The organism is Microbacterium murale (genome assembly GCF_014635185.1).
GTDB lineage: Bacteria > Actinomycetota > Actinomycetes > Actinomycetales > Microbacteriaceae > Microbacterium > Microbacterium murale.
In genome coordinates this window covers 377,582-399,240 of sequence record NZ_BMCM01000004.1, presented here as the reverse complement: position 1 = coordinate 399,240, position 21,659 = coordinate 377,582, and the positions used below count along the sequence as shown (strand labels likewise).

General features: G+C 67.8%; 17 protein-coding genes, 1 tRNA gene and 1 other RNA gene. 13 read left to right on the top strand and 6 right to left on the bottom strand.

The window, feature by feature from the left end; translation table 11 throughout:
• Nucleotides 1-29 precede the first annotated feature (29 nt).
• Complete coding sequence (locus IEV67_RS14295) at nucleotides 30-1,031, bottom strand: LacI family DNA-binding transcriptional regulator (RefSeq protein WP_188437228.1); 1,002 nt, start codon at nucleotides 1,029-1,031, stop codon at nucleotides 30-32.
• Nucleotides 1,032-1,295: 264 nt separating this feature from the next.
• On the opposite strand from IEV67_RS14295, the gene IEV67_RS14290 reads away from it, so the two are divergent.
• The 8 genes from IEV67_RS14290 (at nucleotide 1,296) to IEV67_RS14255 (ending at nucleotide 10,220) form a co-directional block, all read left to right on the top strand.
• A complete protein-coding gene (locus tag IEV67_RS14290) occupies nucleotides 1,296-2,615 on the top strand; it encodes an ABC transporter substrate-binding protein (RefSeq protein WP_188437227.1) in 1,320 nt (439 codons plus the stop codon).
• A 101-nt stretch (nucleotides 2,616-2,716) separates the two neighbouring features.
• On the top strand, nucleotides 2,717-3,856 hold the full coding sequence (locus IEV67_RS14285) for a carbohydrate ABC transporter permease (RefSeq protein ID WP_188437226.1): 1,140 nt from the start codon (nucleotides 2,717-2,719) through the stop codon (nucleotides 3,854-3,856).
• The gene (locus IEV67_RS14280; RefSeq protein WP_188437225.1) at nucleotides 3,853-4,830 is read left to right on the top strand and encodes a carbohydrate ABC transporter permease; all 978 of its coding nucleotides are present in this window, start codon (nucleotides 3,853-3,855) and stop codon (nucleotides 4,828-4,830) included. The genes IEV67_RS14285 and IEV67_RS14280 overlap by 4 nt, the downstream gene beginning before the upstream one ends.
• A 40-nt stretch (nucleotides 4,831-4,870) precedes the next feature.
• Nucleotides 4,871-6,253, top strand: coding sequence for a cystathionine beta-synthase (locus IEV67_RS14275; protein WP_188437224.1), 1,383 nt, complete (start codon nucleotides 4,871-4,873; stop codon nucleotides 6,251-6,253).
• Nucleotides 6,254-6,319: 66 nt separating this feature from the next.
• Complete coding sequence (locus tag IEV67_RS14270) at nucleotides 6,320-7,474, top strand: cystathionine gamma-synthase (protein WP_188437223.1); 1,155 nt, start codon at nucleotides 6,320-6,322, stop codon at nucleotides 7,472-7,474.
• Between the two features lie 225 nt (nucleotides 7,475-7,699).
• Nucleotides 7,700-8,926 carry a multidrug effflux MFS transporter gene (locus IEV67_RS14265; protein ID WP_188437268.1) on the top strand — a complete coding sequence of 409 codons (1,227 nt, stop codon included), beginning with the start codon at nucleotides 7,700-7,702 and terminating at the stop codon, nucleotides 8,924-8,926.
• A 33-nt stretch (nucleotides 8,927-8,959) separates the two neighbouring features.
• Nucleotides 8,960-9,604: a phosphatase PAP2 family protein gene (locus IEV67_RS14260; RefSeq protein ID WP_188437222.1), complete on the top strand. Its 645-nt coding sequence runs from the start codon at nucleotides 8,960-8,962 to the stop codon at nucleotides 9,602-9,604.
• 13 nt (nucleotides 9,605-9,617) lie between these two features.
• Nucleotides 9,618-10,220 carry a GNAT family N-acetyltransferase gene (locus IEV67_RS14255; RefSeq protein WP_188437221.1) on the top strand — a complete coding sequence of 201 codons (603 nt, stop codon included), beginning with the start codon at nucleotides 9,618-9,620 and terminating at the stop codon, nucleotides 10,218-10,220.
• Between the two features lie 41 nt (nucleotides 10,221-10,261).
• On the opposite strand, the gene IEV67_RS14250 is transcribed toward IEV67_RS14255, so the two are convergent.
• A tRNA-Ser gene (locus tag IEV67_RS14250) sits at nucleotides 10,262-10,349 on the bottom strand.
• 108 nt (nucleotides 10,350-10,457) lie between these two features.
• On the opposite strand from IEV67_RS14250, the gene IEV67_RS14245 reads away from it, so the two are divergent.
• Nucleotides 10,458-11,759, top strand: coding sequence for an LssY C-terminal domain-containing protein (locus tag IEV67_RS14245; RefSeq protein WP_229703138.1), 1,302 nt, complete (start codon nucleotides 10,458-10,460; stop codon nucleotides 11,757-11,759).
• 9 nt (nucleotides 11,760-11,768) lie between these two features.
• Nucleotides 11,769-12,665, top strand: coding sequence for an oxygen-dependent tRNA uridine(34) hydroxylase TrhO (gene trhO, locus IEV67_RS14240; RefSeq protein ID WP_188437220.1), 897 nt, complete (start codon nucleotides 11,769-11,771; stop codon nucleotides 12,663-12,665).
• Here the strand turns inward: trhO and IEV67_RS14235 are convergent, their stop codons facing one another.
• From IEV67_RS14235 to IEV67_RS14220, 4 genes are all read right to left on the bottom strand, one after another.
• Nucleotides 12,666-14,900 (bottom strand): transglutaminase TgpA family protein, encoded by a 2,235-nt coding sequence (locus IEV67_RS14235; RefSeq protein ID WP_188437219.1) that lies wholly within the window; start codon nucleotides 14,898-14,900, stop codon nucleotides 12,666-12,668. It abuts the gene before it with no gap.
• Nucleotides 14,887-16,086, bottom strand: coding sequence for a DUF58 domain-containing protein (locus IEV67_RS14230; protein ID WP_188437218.1), 1,200 nt, complete (start codon nucleotides 16,084-16,086; stop codon nucleotides 14,887-14,889). The genes IEV67_RS14235 and IEV67_RS14230 overlap by 14 nt, the downstream gene beginning before the upstream one ends.
• Before the next feature lie 13 nt (nucleotides 16,087-16,099).
• Entirely contained in the window at nucleotides 16,100-17,077 is a 978-nt protein-coding gene (locus tag IEV67_RS14225) for an AAA family ATPase (protein WP_188437217.1), read from the bottom strand.
• Nucleotides 17,078-17,172: 95 nt separating this feature from the next.
• On the bottom strand, nucleotides 17,173-20,094 hold the full coding sequence (locus tag IEV67_RS14220) for a DEAD/DEAH box helicase family protein (RefSeq protein WP_188437216.1): 2,922 nt from the start codon (nucleotides 20,092-20,094) through the stop codon (nucleotides 17,173-17,175).
• 82 nt (nucleotides 20,095-20,176) lie between these two features.
• On the opposite strand from IEV67_RS14220, the gene ffs reads away from it, so the two are divergent.
• From ffs to IEV67_RS14205, 3 genes are all read left to right on the top strand, one after another.
• Nucleotides 20,177-20,273, top strand: an RNA gene (ffs, locus tag IEV67_RS14215) — signal recognition particle sRNA small type.
• A gap of 60 nt (nucleotides 20,274-20,333) precedes the next feature.
• Nucleotides 20,334-20,945: a rhomboid family intramembrane serine protease gene (locus IEV67_RS14210; RefSeq protein ID WP_229703136.1), complete on the top strand. Its 612-nt coding sequence runs from the start codon at nucleotides 20,334-20,336 to the stop codon at nucleotides 20,943-20,945.
• Nucleotides 20,946-21,094: 149 nt separating this feature from the next.
• The gene (locus IEV67_RS14205; RefSeq protein WP_188437215.1) at nucleotides 21,095-21,655 is read left to right on the top strand and encodes a type 1 periplasmic-binding domain-containing protein; all 561 of its coding nucleotides are present in this window, start codon (nucleotides 21,095-21,097) and stop codon (nucleotides 21,653-21,655) included.
• The last annotated feature ends 4 nt before the right edge of the window (nucleotides 21,656-21,659 follow it).

Sequence of the window (21,659 nt, the reverse complement as noted above, 5' to 3'; positions counted from 1 at the left end):
TGCCCGGGGCATTCGTGCGTCACGGGAAGTCAGCGCGGCGCGGCCGAGGAGTTGCGCACGACGAGGGCGGATGCCGCGACGATGTGCTCGATGTCGGCACCGGGATGCTCCAGCTGTCGCAGCAGGAGGTCGACCGCCTGTGCCCCCTGCTCTCGAGGCTGCTGCCGAATGGTCGTGAGGGCGAACATCTCGGCGTGCTGATGGTCATCGATGCCGACGACGCTCAGTTCGGTCGGCACGGCGATGCCCAGCCGGCGCGCGGCGATGATCGCACCGATCGCCGTCTCATCGCTCACCCCCACCACAGCCGTGGGGCGAGTCCGCCGGTTGCCCAGCAGATCGACCGCACTCTGGTACCCGCTGGGCATGTCGCTCGCCGATGGATTCACACTGATGCGGCCGCTGAGGCCCGCGGCGCGCATCGCCTCGCGATAGCCGTGCAGGCGGCGAGTATCTCCGAACCCGGCATGCGCGTCGTCGGCCGCGCCGATGAACGCGATCGTCGTGTGACCGAGATCGATCAGATGCTCCGTCGCGATGCGAGCGGCGGCGGCGTCATCGATCGACACCGAGCTCGTGCTCGCGTGGTAGGGGCCGACGCTCACGAGCGGGCGCTCGAGCCCGGCCAGACGATCCAGTTCGTGACTGCGCGGCTGGACACCAGCGGCGATGATGCCGTCGAACCGACGGCGGGGAAGTACCACATCGAAGACACGATCTCTGGCGGGGGACCCGTCGGGGACGCAGTACAGCGCGAGGTCGTAGTCGTGTGCGAGCAGCGCATCCTGCACCCCGGTCAGCAGTTCCGAGAAGTACCAGCGACCGATCGTCGGCACGACTGCCCCGATCGTCAGGGTGCGCCCTGTCGCGAGGCTGGTCGCCGAGGAATGAGCGACATACGAGAGCTCGCGCGCGGCCAGCGACACCGATGCCCTGGTCTTGTCCGAGACGTATCCGTGTCCGCTCAACGCGCGACTGGCGGTGGCCTTGGAAACTCCTGCACGCGCCGCGACATCCGCGATCGTGCTCATGCATCCTCCTCGATGGCGGCAGCCATTGGCGCCCGTGCACAGCGTAGTCCGACTCGTGCATGAAAGGAACCGGTTCCAGACCGCAGCCGAGGGAGCGCTCCCATCCGAATGGCCGCCTTACGCGCAAAGGTTGTCAGCTTGTGATGTCCCGCCATTGTGCCGGGCGGACATGGTCGGTAGGTTTGGCCTGGAATCGGTTCCCGATCCGCTCGCTCCCGGGCTGGCGGCACGTATGGGGACGTGAACTCGAAGAGGAGAAGTCACATGGGACTGTCACAGCGTAATCGGCGTCTCGCGCCGCTGGCCCTGATCGGGGTGGCGGGCATCGCGCTTGCAGGGTGCGGGGCTCCTGGCGCGCCGGAAGGCGGCGACGGCGGCGGCGATGGGGGAAGCAGCACGGTCACGATCTACGGCACGATCGTCGACAGTGAGGCGGAGCTGCTGCAGGAGTCGTGGGCCGACTGGGCCGACGAGAACGGCATCGAGATCAAGTACGAGGGCAGTCAGGACTTCGAGACGCAGCTCGGCACCCGCGCACAGGGCGGCAATCCTCCTGACATCGCGATCTTCCCGCAGCCGGGTCTGTTCGCCGACTTCGCGTCGCGAGACTTCCTCAAGCCGGCTCCGGAAGAGGTCGAGAAGAATGCGAACGAGTACTGGACCGAGGACTGGGTCAATTACGGCACCTACGACGGAACGTTCTACGGCGCACCGCTGATGGCGAACGTCAAGGGCTGGATCTGGTATTCGCCGGCGAAGTTCGCCGAGTGGGGAGTCGAGGTTCCCGAGACCCTCGGTGACCTGACCGCCCTGACCGAGACGATCCAGGCCGCGACCGGAACTCCGGCGTGGTGTGCCGGCTTCGAATCAGGAACCGCCACCGGCTGGCCCGGAACGGACTGGATCGAGGACTACGTGCTCCGCCAGGCGGGCCCAGACGTGTATGACCAGTGGGTCACCAACGAGGTCCCCTTCACCGACCCGCAGATCAAGGCCGCGTTCGATTCGGTCGGCGAGATCCTTCTGAACCCGGCGAACGTCAACGCCGGTTTCGGTGACGTCCGCTCGATCAACTCGACCGCGTTCGGCGATGTCGCGCCGAAGGTCGCCGACGGCTCGTGCGCTCTGACGCACCAGGCATCGTTCCTGTCGGGGTTCTTCCCTGAGGGGACGAACATCGCCGAAGACGGCGATGTCTGGGCGTTCATGCTTCCGGGTGAGAGCGCGGATGAGAAGGCCGTGACCGGTGCAGGCGAGATCGTCGGCGCGTTCAGCGACAGCGAGGCCACGCAGAAGGTGCTGGCGTACCTGTCCAGCCCTGAGTGGGCGAACAGCCGCGTGAGCCTCGGCGGTGTCACTTCGGCGAACAACGGACTGGAGCCCGACGCGGCTCAGGATCCGATCCTTCAGGAGACCATCAAGATCCTGCAGGACCCGGACACGACGTTCCGCTTCGACGCCAGTGACCTGATGCCGGGCGCTGTCGGTGCGGGAACGTTCTGGAAGGGCATGGTCGGTTGGGTGAACGGCGATCCGACCGATGCGGTCCTCGAGCAGATCGAGACCGGCTGGCCTGCGGGCTGATCGCCTGACGGCGGGTCGCCCTGGGGGCGACCCGCCGCTCCGGTTCACGCATCGTCGCGCGAACCGACGAAGATCTGCACGCACTTGTGAAGGGGAATCCAGTGACCGCGATCGACTTCTTCGGATGGATCGGCGCGCTGCCGTCGGTCTTGCAGGCGGTGGTCGTCGTCATCGCCTTTGCGGTGGTGGTGGCCGTCATCCTCCTCCTGGTGGATATCGCCCCACGGACCGGACGGATCTACACGTTCATCCGTCTGGCGATGTGTCTGCTGATCCCCCTTGCGGTGATGTGGTTCTTCCGTTCGTACTACTGGGCGATCGGCGTAGCGGTGGTGGTCGGGGCCGTGTTCTTCCTCCTCGATTACCGCTCCAGGGCGGGCAAGGGCTATCTGATCCAACTCGTCGCCTTCCTGGCGCCGGCCTTCCTCCTGCTGCTGGTCGGATTGATCCTCCCGTCGCTGCAGACGTTCGTCTCGTCGTTCATGAACTCGTCAGGAAAGTCCTTCGTCGGCCTGGCCAACTACACCTGGATCTTCGGTCAGCCCGACGGCATCCGCGTCGTGGTCAACACGATCGTGTGGGTGCTGGTCGTTCCGACCGTGTCGACGATCGTGGGTCTCGCCTACGCGGTGTTCATCGACCGGACTCGCGGCGAGAAGGTGTACAAGGTCCTCGTCTTCATGCCCATGGCGATCTCGTTCGTCGGCGCCGGCATCATCTGGCGATTCATGTACGAATACCGGGGTCCGCAGTATGAGCAGATCGGTCTGCTCAATCAGATCCTCGTGTGGTTCGGGGGAGAGCCGCAGCAGTTCCTGCTCAATCCACCGTGGAACACCCTCTTCCTGATCATCGTGCTGATCTGGGTGCAGACCGGATTCGCGATGGTGATCCTGTCGGCATCCATCAAGGGGGTGCCGATGGAACTGCTCGAGGCGGCCGAGCTCGATGGCGCCAACGCCTGGCAGCGATTCAAGTCCGTCACCGTTCCCGCCATCCGGCCGGCGCTCATCGTCGTCCTGACGACGATCTCGATCGCCTCGCTGAAGGTGTTCGACATCGTCCGCACCATGACCGCCGGAAACTACGACACCTCGGTGCTCGCCAACGAGATGTACACGCAGTTCTCCAAGTTCGAGGCGGGACGCAGTGCTGCGCTCGCCGTCATCCTGTTCATCCTCGTGCTGCCGATCGTCATCTACAACGCACGCCAGATCCAGAAGCAGCGGGAGATCCGATGAGCGACACGATGAAGTCCAGCACTGCGACGACTGCGACTCCTACCAGCACCCGGGCGATCACGACGGGCGGCAAGCTCAACGCGTCGGCAGGACGCACCCGCAAGAAGCTCTCGCGGCCGTGGGCATCCGTCGCATCCATCCTCATCGCGTTCCTGTGGACGATCCCGACCCTCGGCCTGTTCATCTCCTCGTTCCGGCCCAGGGACCAGATCCTCACCAGCGGATGGTGGGAGTTCTTCCTCAACCCCCAGGTGACCGGCGAGAACTACGTCGACGTCCTCGCATCCGGAACCACCCAGCTCACGATGATCGAGTCGTTCGTGAACTCCATCGCGATCACGATCCCCGCCACGCTCATCCCGCTGATGATCGCATCCATGGCCGCATACGCGTTCGCGTGGATCGACTTCAAGGGGCGCAACTTCCTCTTCATCTTCATCTTCGCGCTGCAGATCGTGCCCATTCAGATGGCGCTGGTGCCGCTGCTGAGCACGTTCTCCAGGGGGCTGAGCTTCTTCGGCCTGCAGGTGACGCTGCCGCTCGGCGCATCGGGTGGGTACGCACAGGTCTGGTTCGCGCACTCAATGTTCGCTCTGCCGCTGGCGATCTACCTGCTGCACAACTTCATGTCGGAGATCCCCGGCGAGATCGTCGAAGCTGCACGGGTCGATGGGGCATCGCGCGGTCAGATCTTCTTCCGGATCGTTCTGCCGCTGACCATGCCGGCCATCGCATCGGTGGCGATCTTCCAGTTCCTCTGGGTGTGGAATGACCTGCTCGTGGCTCTGGTGTTCGCCGACGGCGGCGCGGCCCCCATCACGAAGCTGCTGGCCGAGATCACCGGCACCCGCGGAAACGACTGGCATCTGCTCACCGCTGGTGCGTTCGTGTCCATCATCGTTCCGTTGATCGTGTTCTTCGCGCTGCAGCGGTACTTCGTCCGAGGACTGCTGGCGGGTTCGACCAAGGGGTAACACAGCTCTCGGAACCGGGCAGTGGCCGTACCCTGGGAGCATGGACTACGCCGAGCACATCGCCGACCTCGTCGGCGACACGCCCCTCGTGAAGCTTCAGCATGTCACCGAGGGTGTGGAGTGCACGGTGCTGGTGAAGCTCGAGTACCTCAACCCCGGCGGCTCGTCGAAGGATCGCATCGCGAAGCGGATCATCGATGCGGCCGAAGCCGCAGGCGAGCTGCGACCGGGTGGCACCATCGTCGAACCCACCAGCGGCAACACCGGCGTCGGACTCGCGCTGGTGGCTCAGCAGCGCGGCTACAGGTGCGTGTTCGTGCTGCCGGACAAGGTCGGCGAGGACAAGATCGATGTGCTGCGCGCATACGGCGCGGAGATCGTGATGACGCCGACGTCCGTGCCGCCGGACAGTCCGGAGTCGTACTACAGCGTCAGCGACCGGCTCGTGCGCGAGATCGACGGGGCGTTCAAGCCGAACCAGTACGAGAACCCGAACGGCCCGCGCAGCCACTACGAGACCACCGGACCCGAGATCTGGCGCGATACGGACGGCCGGGTCACGCACTTCGTCGCCGGTGTCGGAACCGGCGGCACGATCAGCGGCACCGGGCGGTATCTGCGCGAGGTGTCGGAGGACCGGGTGCGCATCATCGGCGTCGACCCCGAAGGCAGTGTGTACTCGGGAGGCACCGGCCGCCCGTACCTCGTTGAAGGTGTGGGGGAGGACATCTGGCCGGGCTCGTACGATCCTGCCGTTCCTCACGAGATCGTGGCCGTCGACGATGCAGAGTCGTTCGCGATGACCCGTAGGCTCGCCCGTGAAGAGGCCATCCTCGTCGGCGGGTCGAGCGGCATGGCCGTCGTCGGCGCTCTGCGTGTGGCCAAAACCCTGCCCGCGGATGCCGTGATGGTGGTGCTTCTACCCGATGGCGGTCGCGGTTACCTGTCGAAGATCTTCAACGACTCCTGGATGCGCTCGTACGGGTTCAGCGAGGTCGAAGAGGGGGAGACGGTCGCCGACGTGCTCGACGCGCGCACCGAGCTCCGGAAGGGGCAGAACGTCGTCCCTGACCTCGTGCACGCGCACCCCAGCGACACGGTGCTCGACGCGATCAGGATGATGACCGAGTTCGACGTCTCACAGCTCGTCGTGCTCAGTGCAGAGCCCCCCGTGATGATGGGCGAGGTCGTCGGCACGGTCGACGAACGCGGGCTGCTGGATCTGCTCTTCCGCGACGAGGCGAAGCCGACGGATGCCATCGGCGCGCATGTCGGCGCACGAATGCCGCTCGTCGGCATCCACGCATCCGTCGACCAGGCACGCACGGCGCTCGCCGACGCCGACGCGCTGCTCGTCACGATCGACGGCAAGCCGCACACCCTGCTCACCCGCCAGGATCTGCTCGCCTATCTCGCGCGCTGAGCGAGACGCCTGGTCACCCTGCGTAACAGGGGCGGATGCTGTGGCGGGCGGACGTAGGCTGAGGGCATGTCCGACCACTCCTTCGCCACCCGTGCCATTCATGCAGGCCAAGCGCCAGACCCGCTGACGGGTGCGATCATCCCGCCGATCTACCAGGCCTCCACGCACGTGCAGGACGGCATCGGCGGCTTCCGCGAGGGATACGAGTACAACAGGGCTGGTAATCCCACCCGCAGCGGGCTGCAGACGCAGCTCGCCGCGCTCGAGGGCGGTGCGAGCGCTCTGTCGTTCGCGTCCGGTCTCGCGGCGGAGGACGCACTGCTGCGCGGCATCCTGAAGCCGGGCGACCACGTGCTGCTCGGCAACGACGTGTACGGCGGCACCTACCGGCTGCTCACCAAGGTGCTCGCACCCTGGGGCATCGAGACCACCACTGTCGAGCTCGGCGACGCCGACGCGATCCGCCAGGCGCTGCGCCCCGAGACCAGGATCGTCTGGCTCGAGACACCCAGCAACCCGCTGTTGAAGATCGTCGACATCGCAGCGACCGCCGAGATCGCGCACGCGGCCGGTGCGATCGTGGTCGTCGACAACACGTTCGCCTCACCGGCGCTGCAGCTTCCGCTCGCGCTCGGTGCCGACCTCGTCGTTCATTCCACGACGAAGTACCTCGGCGGTCACTCCGACGTGCTCGGCGGTGCTGTCGTGTTCGCCGACGATCGCTTCTACGACCAGGTGAAGTTCCAGCAGTTCGCGGTCGGTGCTGTGTCCGCGCCGCTGGACGCCTGGCTCACGACCCGCGGCATCAAGACCCTCGCGGTTCGCGTGCGCCAGCACAGCGAGAACGCGCAGGCGATCGCGGAGTGGGCCGCGGCACGCCCCGAGTTCGAGACGGTGTTCTACCCCGGACTCTCCTCGCATCCCGGTCATGAGATCGCCGCGCGTCAGATGAGCGGCTTCGGCGGGATGCTGTCGCTCGCGCTCGCCGCGGGCCCCGATGCCGCTCGCGCCTTCGCCGAGTCGACCGAGCTCTTCCAGCTCGCGGAGTCGCTGGGCGGCGTCGAATCGCTGATCGGTTATCCGCCGGACATGACGCACGCCTCGGTGCGCGGCACATCCCTCGCCGTGCCGGAGAACGTCGTGCGACTGTCCGTCGGGATCGAAGACGTGGCAGACCTGATCGCCGACCTCGAGCAGGGGCTGGCGCGCATCGACGTCTGAGCGGCTCTGCGGCGCGGAGAGCGACGCGGGTAGCATTGAGGGATCTTGAACGATTCAACGCCGTCTGACGTCCCCACTCCCGATTTCGAACACACAGATCTCGAACGCACAGATCTCGAACGCACGCCGACCGGCAGCATCCGCGCCATCACCGGCACGATCCGCACCAGCACGCCCACCGGTGCGATCCGGGTACTCGGCCCGAACCCGGCGACCGCGCCGATCATGCTGCATCCCGGCGATGCGATCTCGCATCGCCGCCGGGTGCTGTACATCATCCTGCTCGGCGCGCTCACGGCTCTCGGCCCGTTCACGATCGACCTGTATCTGCCCGCGTTCCCGGTGCTGGAGTCCGACTTCCAGACGACCTCGGCCGCGATCCAGCTCACGCTCACCGGCACGATGATCGGCTTCGCGGTCGGTCAGCTCGTCGTCGGTCCGCTCTCGGACAAGGTCGGTCGCCGCATCCCGCTGGTCACGGTCACGGCGCTGCACGTGCTCGCCAGCGTCGCCGCGGCAGTCGCCCCCGATCTGCTGCTCCTCGGTGGCGCACGAGTGGTCATGGGCATCGGCGCGGCGGCCGGAGGCGTGGTCGCGATGGCGGTGGTGCGCGACCTGTTCGGCGGTCGACGACTCGTGGTGATGCTGTCCAGGCTCGCCCTGGTCTCTGGCGTCGCGCCCGTGGCTGCACCGCTGATCGGATCGTGGCTGCTCGGCGTGATGCCGTGGCGCGGCATCTTCATCGTCCTCGCCGCATACGGCGCGGTCATGTTCCTGGCCGCGCTGATCTTCATCCCCGAGACGCTCCCGAAGGAACGACGACACGAACGCGGCAGCACCACGATCTGGCAGCGCTACCGCAGCGTGCTCAGCGACCGGGTGTTCCTCGGCGTGCTGGTGATCGGCGGCATGACCTTCTCGGGGCTGTTCTCGTATCTGTCGGCCTCGCCGTTCCTGTTCCAGGAGACGCACGGCCTGAACGCTCAGGAGTACGGCTGGCTGTTCGCCGTCAACTCGGTCGGCGTCGTGCTCGGCGTACAGGCCGCATCGCGGCTCGCCGCACGATTCGGCCCGCAGTGGGTGCTCGCGTTCTCGACGGCGGTGCTGCTGCTCAGCGGCACCGCGATCATCGTGTGCGACCAGGTCGGCCTCGGCTTCTGGGGCACCGTCATCCCTTTGTTCGTGTTCATGACGGCATGCGGATTCTCATTCCCCTGCGTGCAGGTGCTCGCGCTCGACCGTCACGGCAAGGCGGCTGGAACCGCGGCATCGATCCTCGGCGCGAGCAACAACGGCATCGCCGCGATCATCTCGCCGGTCGTCGGATTCGTCTCGGCAGGCGCCATCACGGCGACAACGATGGCCTCGGTCATGGTCGGCTGCGCCGTGGTCGGCACGCTCGCCCTGTGGCTGATCGTGCGTCCGCGCACGGTCGGAATGCTCGCGCCGTAGCCGCCAGGACTTCGAGTGGGTGAGAATGGGCGGATGACTCGACGACCGGCACTGCTCTGGTGGGGAATCGGTTCTCTGCTTGCCGCGTTGGCGCTCGGCGCGGCCATCACCGCACCGGGCCCTGACGTTCCCTCGACGATCGACAGCGGCTGGAACCAGCTCATGGTCGGCATCCAGAGCCCTGCGATGGTGGGGTTCGGAGAGGTCATGAACGTCGTGGGAGGCGGCTGGGTCGCGACCTATCTGGTTCCGCTCGCGGTCCTGGCAGCGCTCTTTCTCACGCGGCGATGGCGGGCCGCGATCTTCGTGGCGGTGTCGTTGCTGGCCAGCGTCGCGGTGGTGCAACTGCTCAAGCTGCTTTTCGGCCGCTCCAGGCCCGAAGGGATGCTCGTGCTCTCCGATTACGGTTCATTCCCCTCAGGGCATACGGCGAACGCCGCGACGATCGCGGCGATCGCCGTACTGCTGGTTCCGCGCCTGTGGGTGATACTGCTCGGTGTGCTCTGGATCCTCACGATGGCCTTCTCCCGCACGCTGCTGTCAGTGCACTGGCTGACAGACACGATCGGCGGGATGCTGGTCGGTGTCGGCACCGTGCTGATCGTGGGTGCGATCATGCTGGCGTGGGTGCGTCGGCCGCGCATCGCGGCAGACGCGGCACATACGGTGGAGCCATGATGAGGAGCAGTCAGTGACAAGCATCCGTCCGTACCGCACCGAGGATCGCCCGGCGATGTTCGAGATCTGCCTGAAGACCGCGGATGCCGGCGCCGACGCGACCGGGATCTTCAGCGACGACGACCTCTGGGGGCTGCTGTTCGCGGTGCCGTATGTCGAACGGCATCCTGACCTGTGCTGGATCGTCGAGGCCGATGACGGCCGAGCGATCGGCTACATCGTCGCCACGGACGACACCGACGCATTCGAGCGATGGTTCCGCGACGAGTGGTGGCCGCAGTTCGCAGGACGCTTCCCCCGGCCGGTCCATGCGGAGAGTCCTGAGGAGAAGATGATCGAGTACGGGTATCGGCGGGGTCCGGGGCAGAATCCGAACACGGCGCAGTACCCGGCGCATCTGCACATCGATCTGCTGCCGGAGACCCAGGGGCAGGGACTCGGGCGTCGGCTCATCGAGACGCTCTTCGCCGAGCTGCGCCGTCGCGGCGTGAAGGGGCTGCACCTGGGCATGAACCCAGAGAACACGGGTGCGGCCGCTTTCTATGAGCGACTCGGGATGGAGCGGCTGCCGTCGGAAGACGGCGGGCGCAGCTACGGGGAGCGGTTCGCGGTGTGAACGACTGAAGGGCCCCGCTGGCGCGGAGCCCTTCAGTCGTTTGGCGGTGACGGCGGGATTCGAACCCGCGGTTGCTTGCACAACACACGCTTTCCAAGCGTGCTCCTTCGGCCGCTCGGACACGTCACCAGGGAACAACCTGAACAGTCTATCCGATCGCCGAAGCCGCCTGCGCCAGCCGCCCTCGGCGCCATAAGGTGAGGGAGACACCGATGCCGACTCGCACAGGGGGAACGGGTGAACGAGCTTCCGAACCGCCGGCGATGGATGCTGCAGATGCAGCAGCCGCTGCCGCCGGCGACCGTGTTCGATCGGTCGACATTCCTCGTGGGAACGGCGGCAGCGGTCTGGCTCGCGGCGATCATCGCGATCCAGGGCGTGCGCACACCGTGGGCGCTGGTCTGGTTCATCCCGATCTGGGCGATCACCGCGTATCTGGTGCTTCCTCGGCTGCACAGGATGCTCTCCGACCTCTACGTGCCCGACTACTTCTTCGGGCGCACCCGAACGGCCGACGGGCTGCTCGGTGATCCGGTGAACCTCGGAGTGGACGGCTCCGGGGCTCAGCTCGACCACGTCATGACCACGGCCGGATGGCATCGGGCGGATGAGATCACCGCCCTGTCGACGTGGCGGATCATCGTGTCGACCCTCACCCGGCGCAGTTACTCGACCGCGCCGGTGTCACCGCTCATGCTGTTCGGCAGGCGCCACGACGTCGCGTATCAGCAGGAGGTGGAGGGCAATCCGAAGCAGCGTCACCACGTGCGTTTCTGGCACAGCCCGCCCGGGTGGCTGCTGCCCGGCGGTGCCCATGCCGATTGGCTGGGCGCGGCGACCTACGACACCGACGTCGGCCTGTCGCTGTTCACGCTGCAGGTCACGCATCGTATCGACCAGAACACCGATGTGGAACGCGACCATGTGGTCACGACGGCGCAGACCGCGGACAGTGCCGTCCGTGTGCGCCTGCTCCGCGATTTCACCACCGGTTACCACTCGCGCAACGGCGGAGGCGACCGGTTCGTGACCGACGGGAACCTCCCGATCGTCGACGTCTCGCGCACAGTGCCGCCCGAGCCCGTCGCCGTGGTGCAACCCGATCCGAGTACCGCACGTCAGATCGCTCGAGCTCCGCTGCCGGTGATCACCGCAGTGACACTCATCGCGCTCGTCACTGTCATCCAACTGGTCGATGTCGTCACCGACGCGACGTTCTGGCAGCTGCTCGTCGACGCCGAATCAGACGAACGCGTGCTGATCGTCATCGTCGTCGCGCTGTTCGCGTCCTTCATGATCTGGCAGCTCATCATGGCCTGGCTCGTCCTGCGCGGCGGCCGCAGATCGCGCGCGGTGCTGATGGTGCTGATCACACTCCAGATCGTCTTCATGGCCATCGACTACCTGGACGGCAGCGCCGTGCTCGGGCTGGATTGGACACTGCTCACGGCATCCGTTCAGGCCATCACGCTGCTGTGCCTGTCGAGTGAGACCGCAGGGGCATGGGCGCGCAGGCGCCGCAGATCGCGGCCCGCGTAAAATCGCAGGGTGGCCACACCCAAGATCGTCCTCTTCTATGCGTTCGCGCCGCTCGCCGACCCCGAGGCGATCCGCCTGTGGCAGCGCGACCTCGGCGAGGCCCTCGGGCTGCGCGGCCGGCTGATCATCTCGAAGGACGGCGTCAACGGAACCCTCGGCGGTGACCTTCCGGCACTGAAGAAGTGGGTGCGCTCGTTCCGCTCCTACCCGGCGTTCAAGGATGTCGACATCAAATGGAGCGAGGGGACGGGGCTCGATGTTGACGGCCTCAGTGTCGACTTCCCCAAGCTCAGCGTCAAGGTGCGCGACGAGATCGTCTCCTTCGGTGCGCCGGGGGAGCTGCGGGTCGATGAGCACGGAGTCGTCGGTGGCGGCGCACGCCTGAGCCCGGATGCGCTTCACGACCTCGTGCAGGCACGCGACGACGTCGTGTTCTTCGACGGCCGCAACGCGCTCGAGGCCGAGATCGGCCGTTTCCGCGGTGCGATCGTGCCTGACACCGAGACGACCCGCGACTTCGTCGAGCTGCTCGACTCCGGAGCGTACGATGATCTCAAGGGCAAGCCCGTCGTCACCTACTGCACCGGCGGCATCCGATGCGAGGTGCTGTCGAGTCTCATGACGGCGCGCGGATTCGGCGAGGTGTACCAGCTCGAGGGCGGCATCGTCCGCTACGGGGAGCGCTTCGGTGACGACGGCCTGTGGGACGGCTCGCTCTACGTGTTCGACAAGCGAGGATCGGTGGACTTCAGCGACCACACCGCCGTCATCGGCACGTGCGCCGGGTGCGGTGCGCAGACCAAGCGCACCGCGAACTGCCCGGATGCCGCGTGCCGTCGCCAGTTCGTCGTGTGCGAGAGCTGCGACGCGGTGCCGTGCGATGAGCACGCGACCGGCCCCGCCTGATCAGGAGAACACCGGCCGACGCGAGCTGTCGACGGCGAACAGCGAGCGCGGCAATAGCAGTGCAGTGACGCGCACACGCGCGTCGACATGACGGTGCAGATCTGCGCTCACACGGACGAGTGCGGGCGCGAGATCGCCTGCGTCGAGCTTCTCCCTGGCGTAGCTGGCGCGCTCCACAGCATCCACCAGGGTGTGCACAGCCCTGGCGTCGGCGCCGCGGTCGATAAGATCGGCGCCCCGTGCCCTGGGAGAGTCGGCATCCGAGACCGGCAGACCCAGATCGGTCAGGGTGGCACGCAGTTCACGCCACGCGATGACGGCGTCGCCGTCTCGGGCGCGTGAGCGGCGCCACATCCGCACGAACAGACGGATCAGCGCCGGAAGCAGCAGCACCAGCAGTGCACCGCCGATCACGAGCATGACCGGCATGGGATCGAGTCGCTGAAGCGCGTCGCCGCCCGCGGCAGAAGGGTCGTCCGTTTCGTCGTCGAGCTCAGGACCGCTCGTCGGTGTCGTCGAGGGTGCCGCGCTCGGCGCTGGTGTCGCAGGTCCCGTGACCGGGCCGCCCTCCACCGAAGCCGGCTGGAACCCGGTCGGCACGCCGAGCGATGCGGTCGGCTCGAAGGGCACCCAGCCGATGCCCTCGAAACGCACTTCCGGCCAGGCGTGCAACTGATCGCTGCTGACGACGTACACGAACTCGTCGCCGCGCTTCTCGTCGGTCAGACGCCCAGGAAGGTAGCCGACCACGATCCGCACCGGAAGATCGAGAGTCTGCGCCATCAATGCGAACGCGCCGGCGAAGTGGATGCAGTATCCCGAGCGCACATCGAGGAACTCTGCGACCGCGTCCGCACCCGTGCCGTCGAAGCCGCCGTCAACCGGGGCGTCCAGCGAGTAAGAGAACTCCGAGCGGAACCACGCCTGGAGCGCGATCATGCGGTCGTAGTCGGTCTCGGCACCCGCTGTCACCTCGCGGGCGCTCTCGGCGATCACCGACGGAAGGTCTTCCGGGACCTGCGGATCCTCGTTGCCGCGGATGGCGGCGGATGCGCGGATCTGCTCGAGAGTCGGCTGCACAGTGGCGGCCGTCACGGTGTAGTCCTCGCCCGCCGCATTCCGCGTCTCGGAGACCACGGTGCGGTTGCCGGGCATGATCTCCCAGCCGGAGGAGGTGCCGGCGACCTTCGTCGCCGGATACGGCACCGGCAACCAGGAACTCGAGATGCCGACGACGCGGATCGAGGTGCGCCGTTCCGTGGTGGCGACGTCTTCTGCCCACTCCCCGTCTCCGAAGCCGTCGGACAGCGGCTGCGTGTCGTCCTCATCCGCATGCCAGACGCGTCCGTCGAACCCGGACAGGGTGGCGATCCGCAGGTACGGTGCCGTCGCCGCCGTGGTAGCCAACGTGATGACGTCGGTGGGTGCCGGCCGGCGCAGGTCGTCTCCCAGCCGCAGCGACGGATTCAGCGCGACGGCCGTCCCCGTGCCCACCCAGCTCGCAGAGACCGGCAGCACGGGAGCGATGATGAGTGCGCCGGTGATCGCCGCGGCGCCGACGCCGAGAGCGACCCCGACCGATGCTCGCCGCGGCCTCCGGGCGTCGTGACGAGCGCTGTGACGCAGCAGGAAGAGAGTCAGGATCGCGAGCACCACGAACCACGGGACGTTGGCATCGTCGAATGAGATGATCATCGGCGCCACGCCGACCGCGGTGACGAGGACCGCCGCGAGCAGAGTGAGCCGCTGAGCGATCAGGTGGTCGATGATGATCGTGATGACGGCGAACCCCGCGGCGAGCATGGCGCGAATGGCCAGCGTGTCGTTCAGCGGAGCGGTGCCGAACTGCACCTGCTCGAATGCCTGGGCGGCCAGTGGCGGCAGGGACTGCAGGGTCGAACCGGTCGGGATGATGCCGAGCAGGGCTCCCTGCGGGACCAGCATCAAGGTGAGCGCGCACACTGCGACGACCAGCTGTGCGAGCAGGGCCCAGGCATCGCGCGCGCGGCGGCGTGCGCCCACGTTACGCACCAGAGCGCCGGTGGCGGCGATGAGGACGATGACGGTGATGCTCACGAGCGACCACGGGCCCGCCGCGATGACCGACGAGTACGGCCACAGCGCGACGAACCCCGCGCAGGCTGTGAGCAGGGCGATCGCCAGCGTGCGGGTCTGCCGGTAAGCGGCAGCGGCCTCCTCGGCCCACGGTGCGTGAGGCGGCTCAGCGGGCGACATGACCGCCTCCTGTCGCCATGCGGGCCGGGAGCGCGTCTTCCCAGGCGGCCGCGACATCCTCCGTGAGCGGAGCGGACGACCACCCCAGTCGGGCGGCGGCGTCTCCGGCGCCGGGACCGAGGTCGGTTGCGAGGAGGATCGGAGCCGCAGCCCCGCCATGGCGCAGCAGCGCAGCATCCTCTTCGTCGAGGTGCCCCGTGATCAGCACCAGCGGCCCGGGAGGCGTTCCATCGAAGAGCGTGATGATGTCGCGGCCCTCACCCTGCGGCCGCGTGAGCGCCAGCGCCACGAGCAGGCCGTCGCGGTCATCCTCGTGCCCGCGGAGCCTGCCGAGCACGGCGCCCGCCGAGTCGAGCACGTCGACGCTGTACCCCTCCTGCACCAGATGAAGGGCGACGGATGCGCACGCGGAGACGGCGGCCTCGAACGCGGGGTCGGCATGCTCGCGCTGGTTGTCCCAGTGCCTGGCTGTGCGATCGAGGACGACCAGCGCATCAGGACTGGATTCCTCCTCTTCCTGGCGCACCATCAGGTCGCCGCGGTGAGCCGTCGCACGCCAGTGGATGCGGCGCATCGAATCGCCCGAGACATAGCGCCGGGGAGACAGGTTGTCGCTGCCCTGCCCGAGCCTTGTGGATGATGTGTGCGCGGTTCCGCCTGCCGCACCGAAATTCGAGCTGAGCGGAGCCAGTGGCACGACCTCGGGGACCACGGTGACCGTGCGAGTGTCTCCGAACTCCTGCACGCGCTGAGCGAATCCGAACGGGTCGATCGTCTGCAGCGACAGCGGCCCCACGGCCCACACGCCGCGCCGCACGCCCGTGATCGCATAGCGGATGCTGGTGCCGTTGTCGGTGGGGAACTCGCCTGTCGCGTCGCCGGACACCGCGGGGGGCAGCTGGTCACGCCAGATGCCGAGCGGGATGCGCAGGGCGCGCATGTCGAATCGCACGGCCACCTGCGACACCTCGCCTACCGTGAGCAGGTCGGTGGAGATGCGTCTGCTCACCGGACCGGTGCGCCGGGGGACGTGCACGACGAGGACGGCGAAGACGACGAGCAGGAACAGCAGCATCGCGACGTAGAGCAGGATCGGCGCTGCCGTCAGATTGGCCGCGATCACCAACAGCAGACCGGTCAGGAGCGCGGCTGCACCCCTGCCCGTGAGAAAGCGACGTCGAGGCATGGCCGGACTCACGTCAGAATCTGGCGGCCAGCGGAACGCGCACGCGGTCCACGATCTGAGCGAGCGCGGCCTCAACGGGCTGTGCACCCGCACGGTGCACGCCGCGGGCCGGGAGGAGCCGATGGGCGAACACCGGCACGAGCAGCGCGGTGAGATCGTCGGGGATCACGAACTCGCGTCCGTCCAGAGCCGCCCACACCTTGGCCGCGCGAACGAGCTGAAGAGTGGCGCGCGGGCTCGCGCCCAGGTGCAGGCTCGGATCGGTGCGGGTGGCCTGCGAGAGAGCGACGGCGTACTCCTCGACGGCGGGGGAGACATGCACCGCGCGGGCGAAGCCGATCAGTCGCCTGATCGCGCGAGCGTCGGCGACCGGGGTGATCGCGGCGAGCGGATTGACGCTGTCGCGCTGCCGGAGCATGAGGGCCTCTGCCGCGGCATCCGGATAGCCCATCGAGATGCGCATCATGAACCGGTCGCGCTGCGCCTCCGGAAGAGCGTAGGTGCCCTCCATCTCGAGGGGGTTCTGCGTCGCGACGACGAGGAACGGCTCCGGCAGGGGGTGCGTGCGCCCGTCGACGGTGACCTGCCCCTCCTCCATGGCCTCGAGAAGAGCGGACTGGGTCTTGGGGGACGAGCGGTTGATCTCGTCGGCGATCACGATCTGCGCGAACACTGCACCCGGCTTGAACTCGAACTCGCGGTCGACCGGGTTGTACACGGAGACGCCGGTGACATCGCCCGGCAGCAGATCAGGGGTGAACTGGATGCGACGCACCGTGGCGTCGACGCTCGCGGCGATCGCGCGGGCGAGCATCGTCTTGCCGACGCCGGGGACGTCTTCGATGAGCAGGTGGCCCTCGGCCAGCAGGCAGGCCAGCGCACTGCGCACGGCATCCGGCTTCCCGTCGATCACCTCGCCGACGGACGTCAGAATGGCAGAGGTCTGCGTCCGGAACTGCTCGGCCGTGATCTCGGGTCCGGTGTCGTCCATGCGTTCCCTCTCGCCCCAGCGCTTCTGTGCGCGTGAATTGATCGTAACCCGCTGGAGCGGCCTCCGCTCCGGCGGATTTCCTGCCGACACCGGCGTCAGCCCCAGATCCGAGTCCTCGGCGCCGTCGGGTCGAGACGGCTCTGCGCAGTGCGGGCGATTCGGAGGAGCACGGCTCCTTCGAGGCCGTTCAGCTCGCGGAGCGAGCAGCCGCCGACGCATTGCGCCCAGTACTCGCTGAAACTCTCGGCATCCGCTCGACGGCGACCGAGCATGCGCGGCACAGGGAGAAGCGTTCTTCCGGGGGAGAGGCGATCGGCGAGCCACGCCGTCGGCCAGAAGCCGCCGGAAGCGCCGTGGTCGACGCGCAGCAGGAACCGTGGGGTGCGGACCGGGGCGAACAGCTCTTCCAGCGCGTCGGCGATGATTCGTCGGTCAGTCTCACTCCCGCCGATCTCGATGCGTATCCGCTCCGGGCTTGCCGCCTCGATCCGCGCGGTGATCGTGCTCTCGTCGAGCTCCCCGATCCTGCCCGCCGCGCGCAGACCGCGGACGACGGCGATGGCAGCCCCGTGATACACCGCGTCAGGATGCGCGCGGTCGCGCAGCGAGCGGATGAACGCCGGCGCAGAGAGCGATGCGGCGATGAGCAGACCACCGACCAGTGCCACACCGAGACCCGCTGCCGGCTCGATCGAGATGAGACCCCACTCGCTCAGCATCGCGGTGGCCGTGCCGACGCCCAGACCGCCGAGGAGGAGTCGCATAGGTGCGCGGGCCGCGATGGCCGGCGCCGTGCGGAACAACGGCGGTGCGCGTCGGCTGTCGCGCACCGACACCACGTCGCGCTCGCGGGGCACGTATGGATGGCCGATCCGCCAATCGACGTGCGTCTGCGCGCGCGGCGGCAGAGCCGAGATCGTGATCCGATTCAGATCCTCGATGGTGGCCGTCCGGTCCTTGCCGAGCACGCGCTCCAGCGCCTCGGCGGCCTCGGTCGTGAGGGCGTGCTCGAGACCCGCGACGATGCGGGTGGGGTCATCGGCATCCAGCCCCCACAGGTGACTGTGCTTGCGTCGCAGACGGCGAGGCTCCGCCAGATCGTCGAGAACGACGTCTGCGGGGATCAGACAGGCGACCGACCAGTTATGGGCGACCTTCTGCGGCCATGCGGGATCGAGCCTGAGCGTTCGGCCGCGCAGTTGCTGCGTGGCCGCCGACGTCGCGACCGCGGTCAGATCGATGAGGGTGTTCACCGACGGGCAGTCCCAGCCCTCGCCGAGCAGTCCGCGCGTTCCCACCAGCACGCGGACCTCGCCGCGCCGGATCAGTTCGGACACGGCCGCGACGATCCGGCCGCTGCCGACTTTCGGAGCACGAAGGTCGCGGACAGCGCCGACGCCGTCGGAGACCTCGACCTGCGTGCCGAGCAGTTCGGTCAGCGCGGCCGCGATCGTCGATGCGTCACCGTCGCGGACTCGCAGATGCTCCGCCGTGATGAGTACCGGCCGCATCGCGGCTGTCGCCTGGTCGTGCGCGAGCAGGTCGAACACGCGCAGTGCGCCGGCAGCGTCGTCGCCGGCCTGGCCGCGGTGATTCCCGTGGACGACGAAATCCGTGACGACCACAGCCCGGATGCGATCGGCGTCGGCGCCGTCGAGCTCCAGGCGCAGGATGTCGACGGCCGCGTGGTCCTTCGCGGCGGAATACGCGAGCGTCGTCTCGACGGGGTTCCGCCCGCGTCGGATGCCACGATCGGTGAGGTGGTAGCCGAAATCCGCCAACGACCGTCGCACATACTCCCACTGCGCCCCGGCATCCGGGTCCGCCAGCAGGCGGGTGTGCGCGAAACGTGCGAGCACCGAGAGGAGGTCGTCCGTGGTGCATCGGTCGAACAGCGCCGCCGGCAGGGCGATCGCCAAGGGATGCTGCGGGGCGATCTCGCGCAGCACCACGGCGCAGGAGCGGGTGAGGGCGAAGTCTTCGGAGAGTGCTCGGTCGAGCCGGACCAGCGGATCCTCGTCCGTCACGGCATCCCCACCATCGCCGCGAGGCTGCAGCTGTTCTTCCATGAAGGAGAGACCGTCCGGTGTCGACAGCACCTGGAGCATCAGCTCGTGCAACAGTGCCTCGTGGCGGCGGATGAACGTCGCCTCTGCGGGGGTGGGCTCGGTGAACCACACATGATCGCGGTACGGCGCGAGGTGGCCCTCCTTGACGACTGCCGGAGTCGGCACCTCGTAATCGACCGCACCGAGGAGCTGGTCGTAGTTTTCGAACTCCGCCTCGTCATCCGGTGACGGGAGCGTGGCGGTGAGCCCGATCAGCAGCCCGGTGCCGCCGCTCTCGCGGATGCGTCCGGCAAGGTACGCGACCACCAGCGCCCAATGGTCGAGCAGGTGGTGGCATTCGTCCAGCACGATCGTCTGGATGCCGGCATCCACGATCGAATCCATCAGCGCGACGGCGTTCGGATGCAGGACGCTCGCCAGCTCGTCTGGGCGCTGCCGCGCGAATCGGCCGCGCAGACGACGCACCCGACGACGGATGCCGCTGCGGTACGCGGACGTGTTGTCCACTGCCAGCTCTGCGAGCCAGGTGGCCGCGTCCACTTCGCTGCGTCCGGCGGCGACGAGCTCGTCCACCCACTCGGCGCGCGCGAGATCCTCGAACGGGGAGCCGTCGCCGGTGACACTGAGCAGCTGATAGGTGAGCACTGTGAGGTCGGCGAGGCGAGCCGGGTCGTCGGAGACGGCGTCGGGCTGCGGCGCCAGTTCTCGCGCGGCACGCAGCCATTGCCGCCGGATCGTGTTCGTCGGGGTCAGCACGAGTGTGCGATGGCCTTCGCGTGCGGCGAGCAGCAGGCCCAGAAGCGTCTTGCCGGAGCCGGGAGGGGCCACGACGTGCAGGGGCCCGTCTGCCGACGGAGTCAGCCGGGAGAGGACCTCGGCCTGGTATGTGCGCAGCGTCCCCGTGAAGCGCCACGATGCCAAGGGGACGGCGTCTGCGGGCAGATCCATGTGCCCCCAGTCGTTCGAATGCCGTGACTTCGAGCCTATCCGGCGCAGGTTCGTGTCTCTGCTCAACGCCGGGTAGACTGTCCGAGGCTCTCCGCGTGGCAGCATCCAGGCCAATTCCCCCAGGACGGAAACGTAGCAAGGGTAACCGGGCTCTGCTGGGTGCGCGGAGGGTCATTTCTTTTGCCTGGAACTTCTCGCATCAGCCCCCGGCGCACAGCTTCTCCTGCGAGGATCGTGGTGTGAGCATCTCGGCAAGTCCTCCGCGTTCCGCTGCCCTCGCGCGTTTCGCTTCGCCGGTCGTGCTCGTGGCCGTGATGTGGGCGATTCAGATCCTCGACGCGATCCTTCCCGGCTCGTTCACCGGGTTCGGCCTCAGGTCGTGGGATCTCGGCAGTCTGCAGGGTCTCGTGCTGGGGCCGCTGCTGCACGCAGGGTGGGCCCACCTGATAGGCAACACGCTGCCGCTCCTCGTGCTCGGCTGCCTCATCGCGATCGAAGGCGCAGCCCGGTTCTGGATGGTCACCGCCGTCACCGCGCTCGTCGGCGGTGCAGGCACCTGGCTGCTCAACGCGCCGGGAACGCTCACGGTCGGGGCCTCCGTGCTCGTCTTCGGGTATTTCGCGTACATCGTCGTGCGCGTGTTCTCGCCGCGGCCGATCGCACACCGCATCGCGCACGCCCTCATCGCCGTGATCGTGCTCGTGCTGTACGGCGGGTCGATGCTCGCCGGAATCGTCGGCGTCGGGCCAGGCGTCTCGTGGCAGGCGCATCTGTTCGGTGCGATCGGCGGCGGTGCGGCGGCGCTCGCCGGAGCGCGACGTCCGCACGACCAGGGAGAGCGCAGCGCGTGAAGGCGAAAACGCGCCGCACGCCCAGCGGGAAGAAGCGTCGCGCGAAGCCGCGAAAGCGGATCGGACAGCGGGCGAAGAAGCGGACGACGACTCGCCGGTCCGCGGGTGGGAGAAGAGCGGGCGCTGCGCGTCGGTGGTCGCGACGAAGTGTGCGGCCGGTCATCCTCACGCTTGGGGCACTCACGCTCGCGGCCCTGCTCATCGTGCTCGTTCCTATGGCGACCTCGCACGATCCGGTCGCGGTGTGCATGGACGCGCCTGGAGATCTTCCAGACGACGGTGTGGCCGGCTGGCAGGGCGAGCAGCTCGAGAACGCCGCGATCATCGTGCGCACGGCCTCGGAACAGGGCTTCGGCACAGACGGCAAGGTCCTCGGCGTCATGGCGGCCATGGGGGAGAGCAGCCTGCACAACATCGACTACGGCGACTGGGAGACGTCCGGATTCACCAATCCCGACGGCTCGCGCACCAGCAGCATCGGACTGTTCCAGCAGCAGGAGTGGTGGGGGAGCGTCGAGACGAGGATGGACCCGGCGGCATCCGCGGCCCTGTTCTACGGGCGCCTCGCCGGACTCGCAGGGTGGCAGCAGATGGCGCCGTCGCATGCGATCAACCGCGTTCAGATCAACACCGACCCCGACCACTACGCCCGGTTCGAGGATGATGCCACGGCGATCGTCGACGCGCTTTCCGGGCCCTGCCCGGCGTAGGGTG

Bases quoted from the DNA above. Each gene is read 5' to 3' on its own strand.
- IEV67_RS14295 (WP_188437228.1), bottom strand. From the start codon at position 1,031: ATGAGCACGATCGCGGATGTCGCGGCGCGTGCAGGAGTTTCCAAGGCC.
- IEV67_RS14290 (WP_188437227.1), top strand. From the start codon at position 1,296: ATGGGACTGTCACAGCGTAATCGGCGTCTCGCGCCGCTGGCCCTGATC.
- IEV67_RS14280 (WP_188437225.1), top strand. From the start codon at position 3,853: ATGAGCGACACGATGAAGTCCAGCACTGCGACGACTGCGACTCCTACC.
- IEV67_RS14275 (WP_188437224.1), top strand. From the start codon at position 4,871: ATGGACTACGCCGAGCACATCGCCGACCTCGTCGGCGACACGCCCCTC.
- IEV67_RS14270 (WP_188437223.1), top strand. From the start codon at position 6,320: ATGTCCGACCACTCCTTCGCCACCCGTGCCATTCATGCAGGCCAAGCG.
- IEV67_RS14265 (WP_188437268.1), top strand. From the start codon at position 7,700: ATGCTGCATCCCGGCGATGCGATCTCGCATCGCCGCCGGGTGCTGTAC.
- IEV67_RS14260 (WP_188437222.1), top strand. From the start codon at position 8,960: ATGACTCGACGACCGGCACTGCTCTGGTGGGGAATCGGTTCTCTGCTT.
- IEV67_RS14235 (WP_188437219.1), bottom strand. From the start codon at position 14,900: ATGTCGCCCGCTGAGCCGCCTCACGCACCGTGGGCCGAGGAGGCCGCT.
- IEV67_RS14230 (WP_188437218.1), bottom strand. From the start codon at position 16,086: ATGCCTCGACGTCGCTTTCTCACGGGCAGGGGTGCAGCCGCGCTCCTG.
- IEV67_RS14225 (WP_188437217.1), bottom strand. From the start codon at position 17,077: ATGGACGACACCGGACCCGAGATCACGGCCGAGCAGTTCCGGACGCAG.
- IEV67_RS14220 (WP_188437216.1), bottom strand. From the start codon at position 20,094: ATGGATCTGCCCGCAGACGCCGTCCCCTTGGCATCGTGGCGCTTCACG.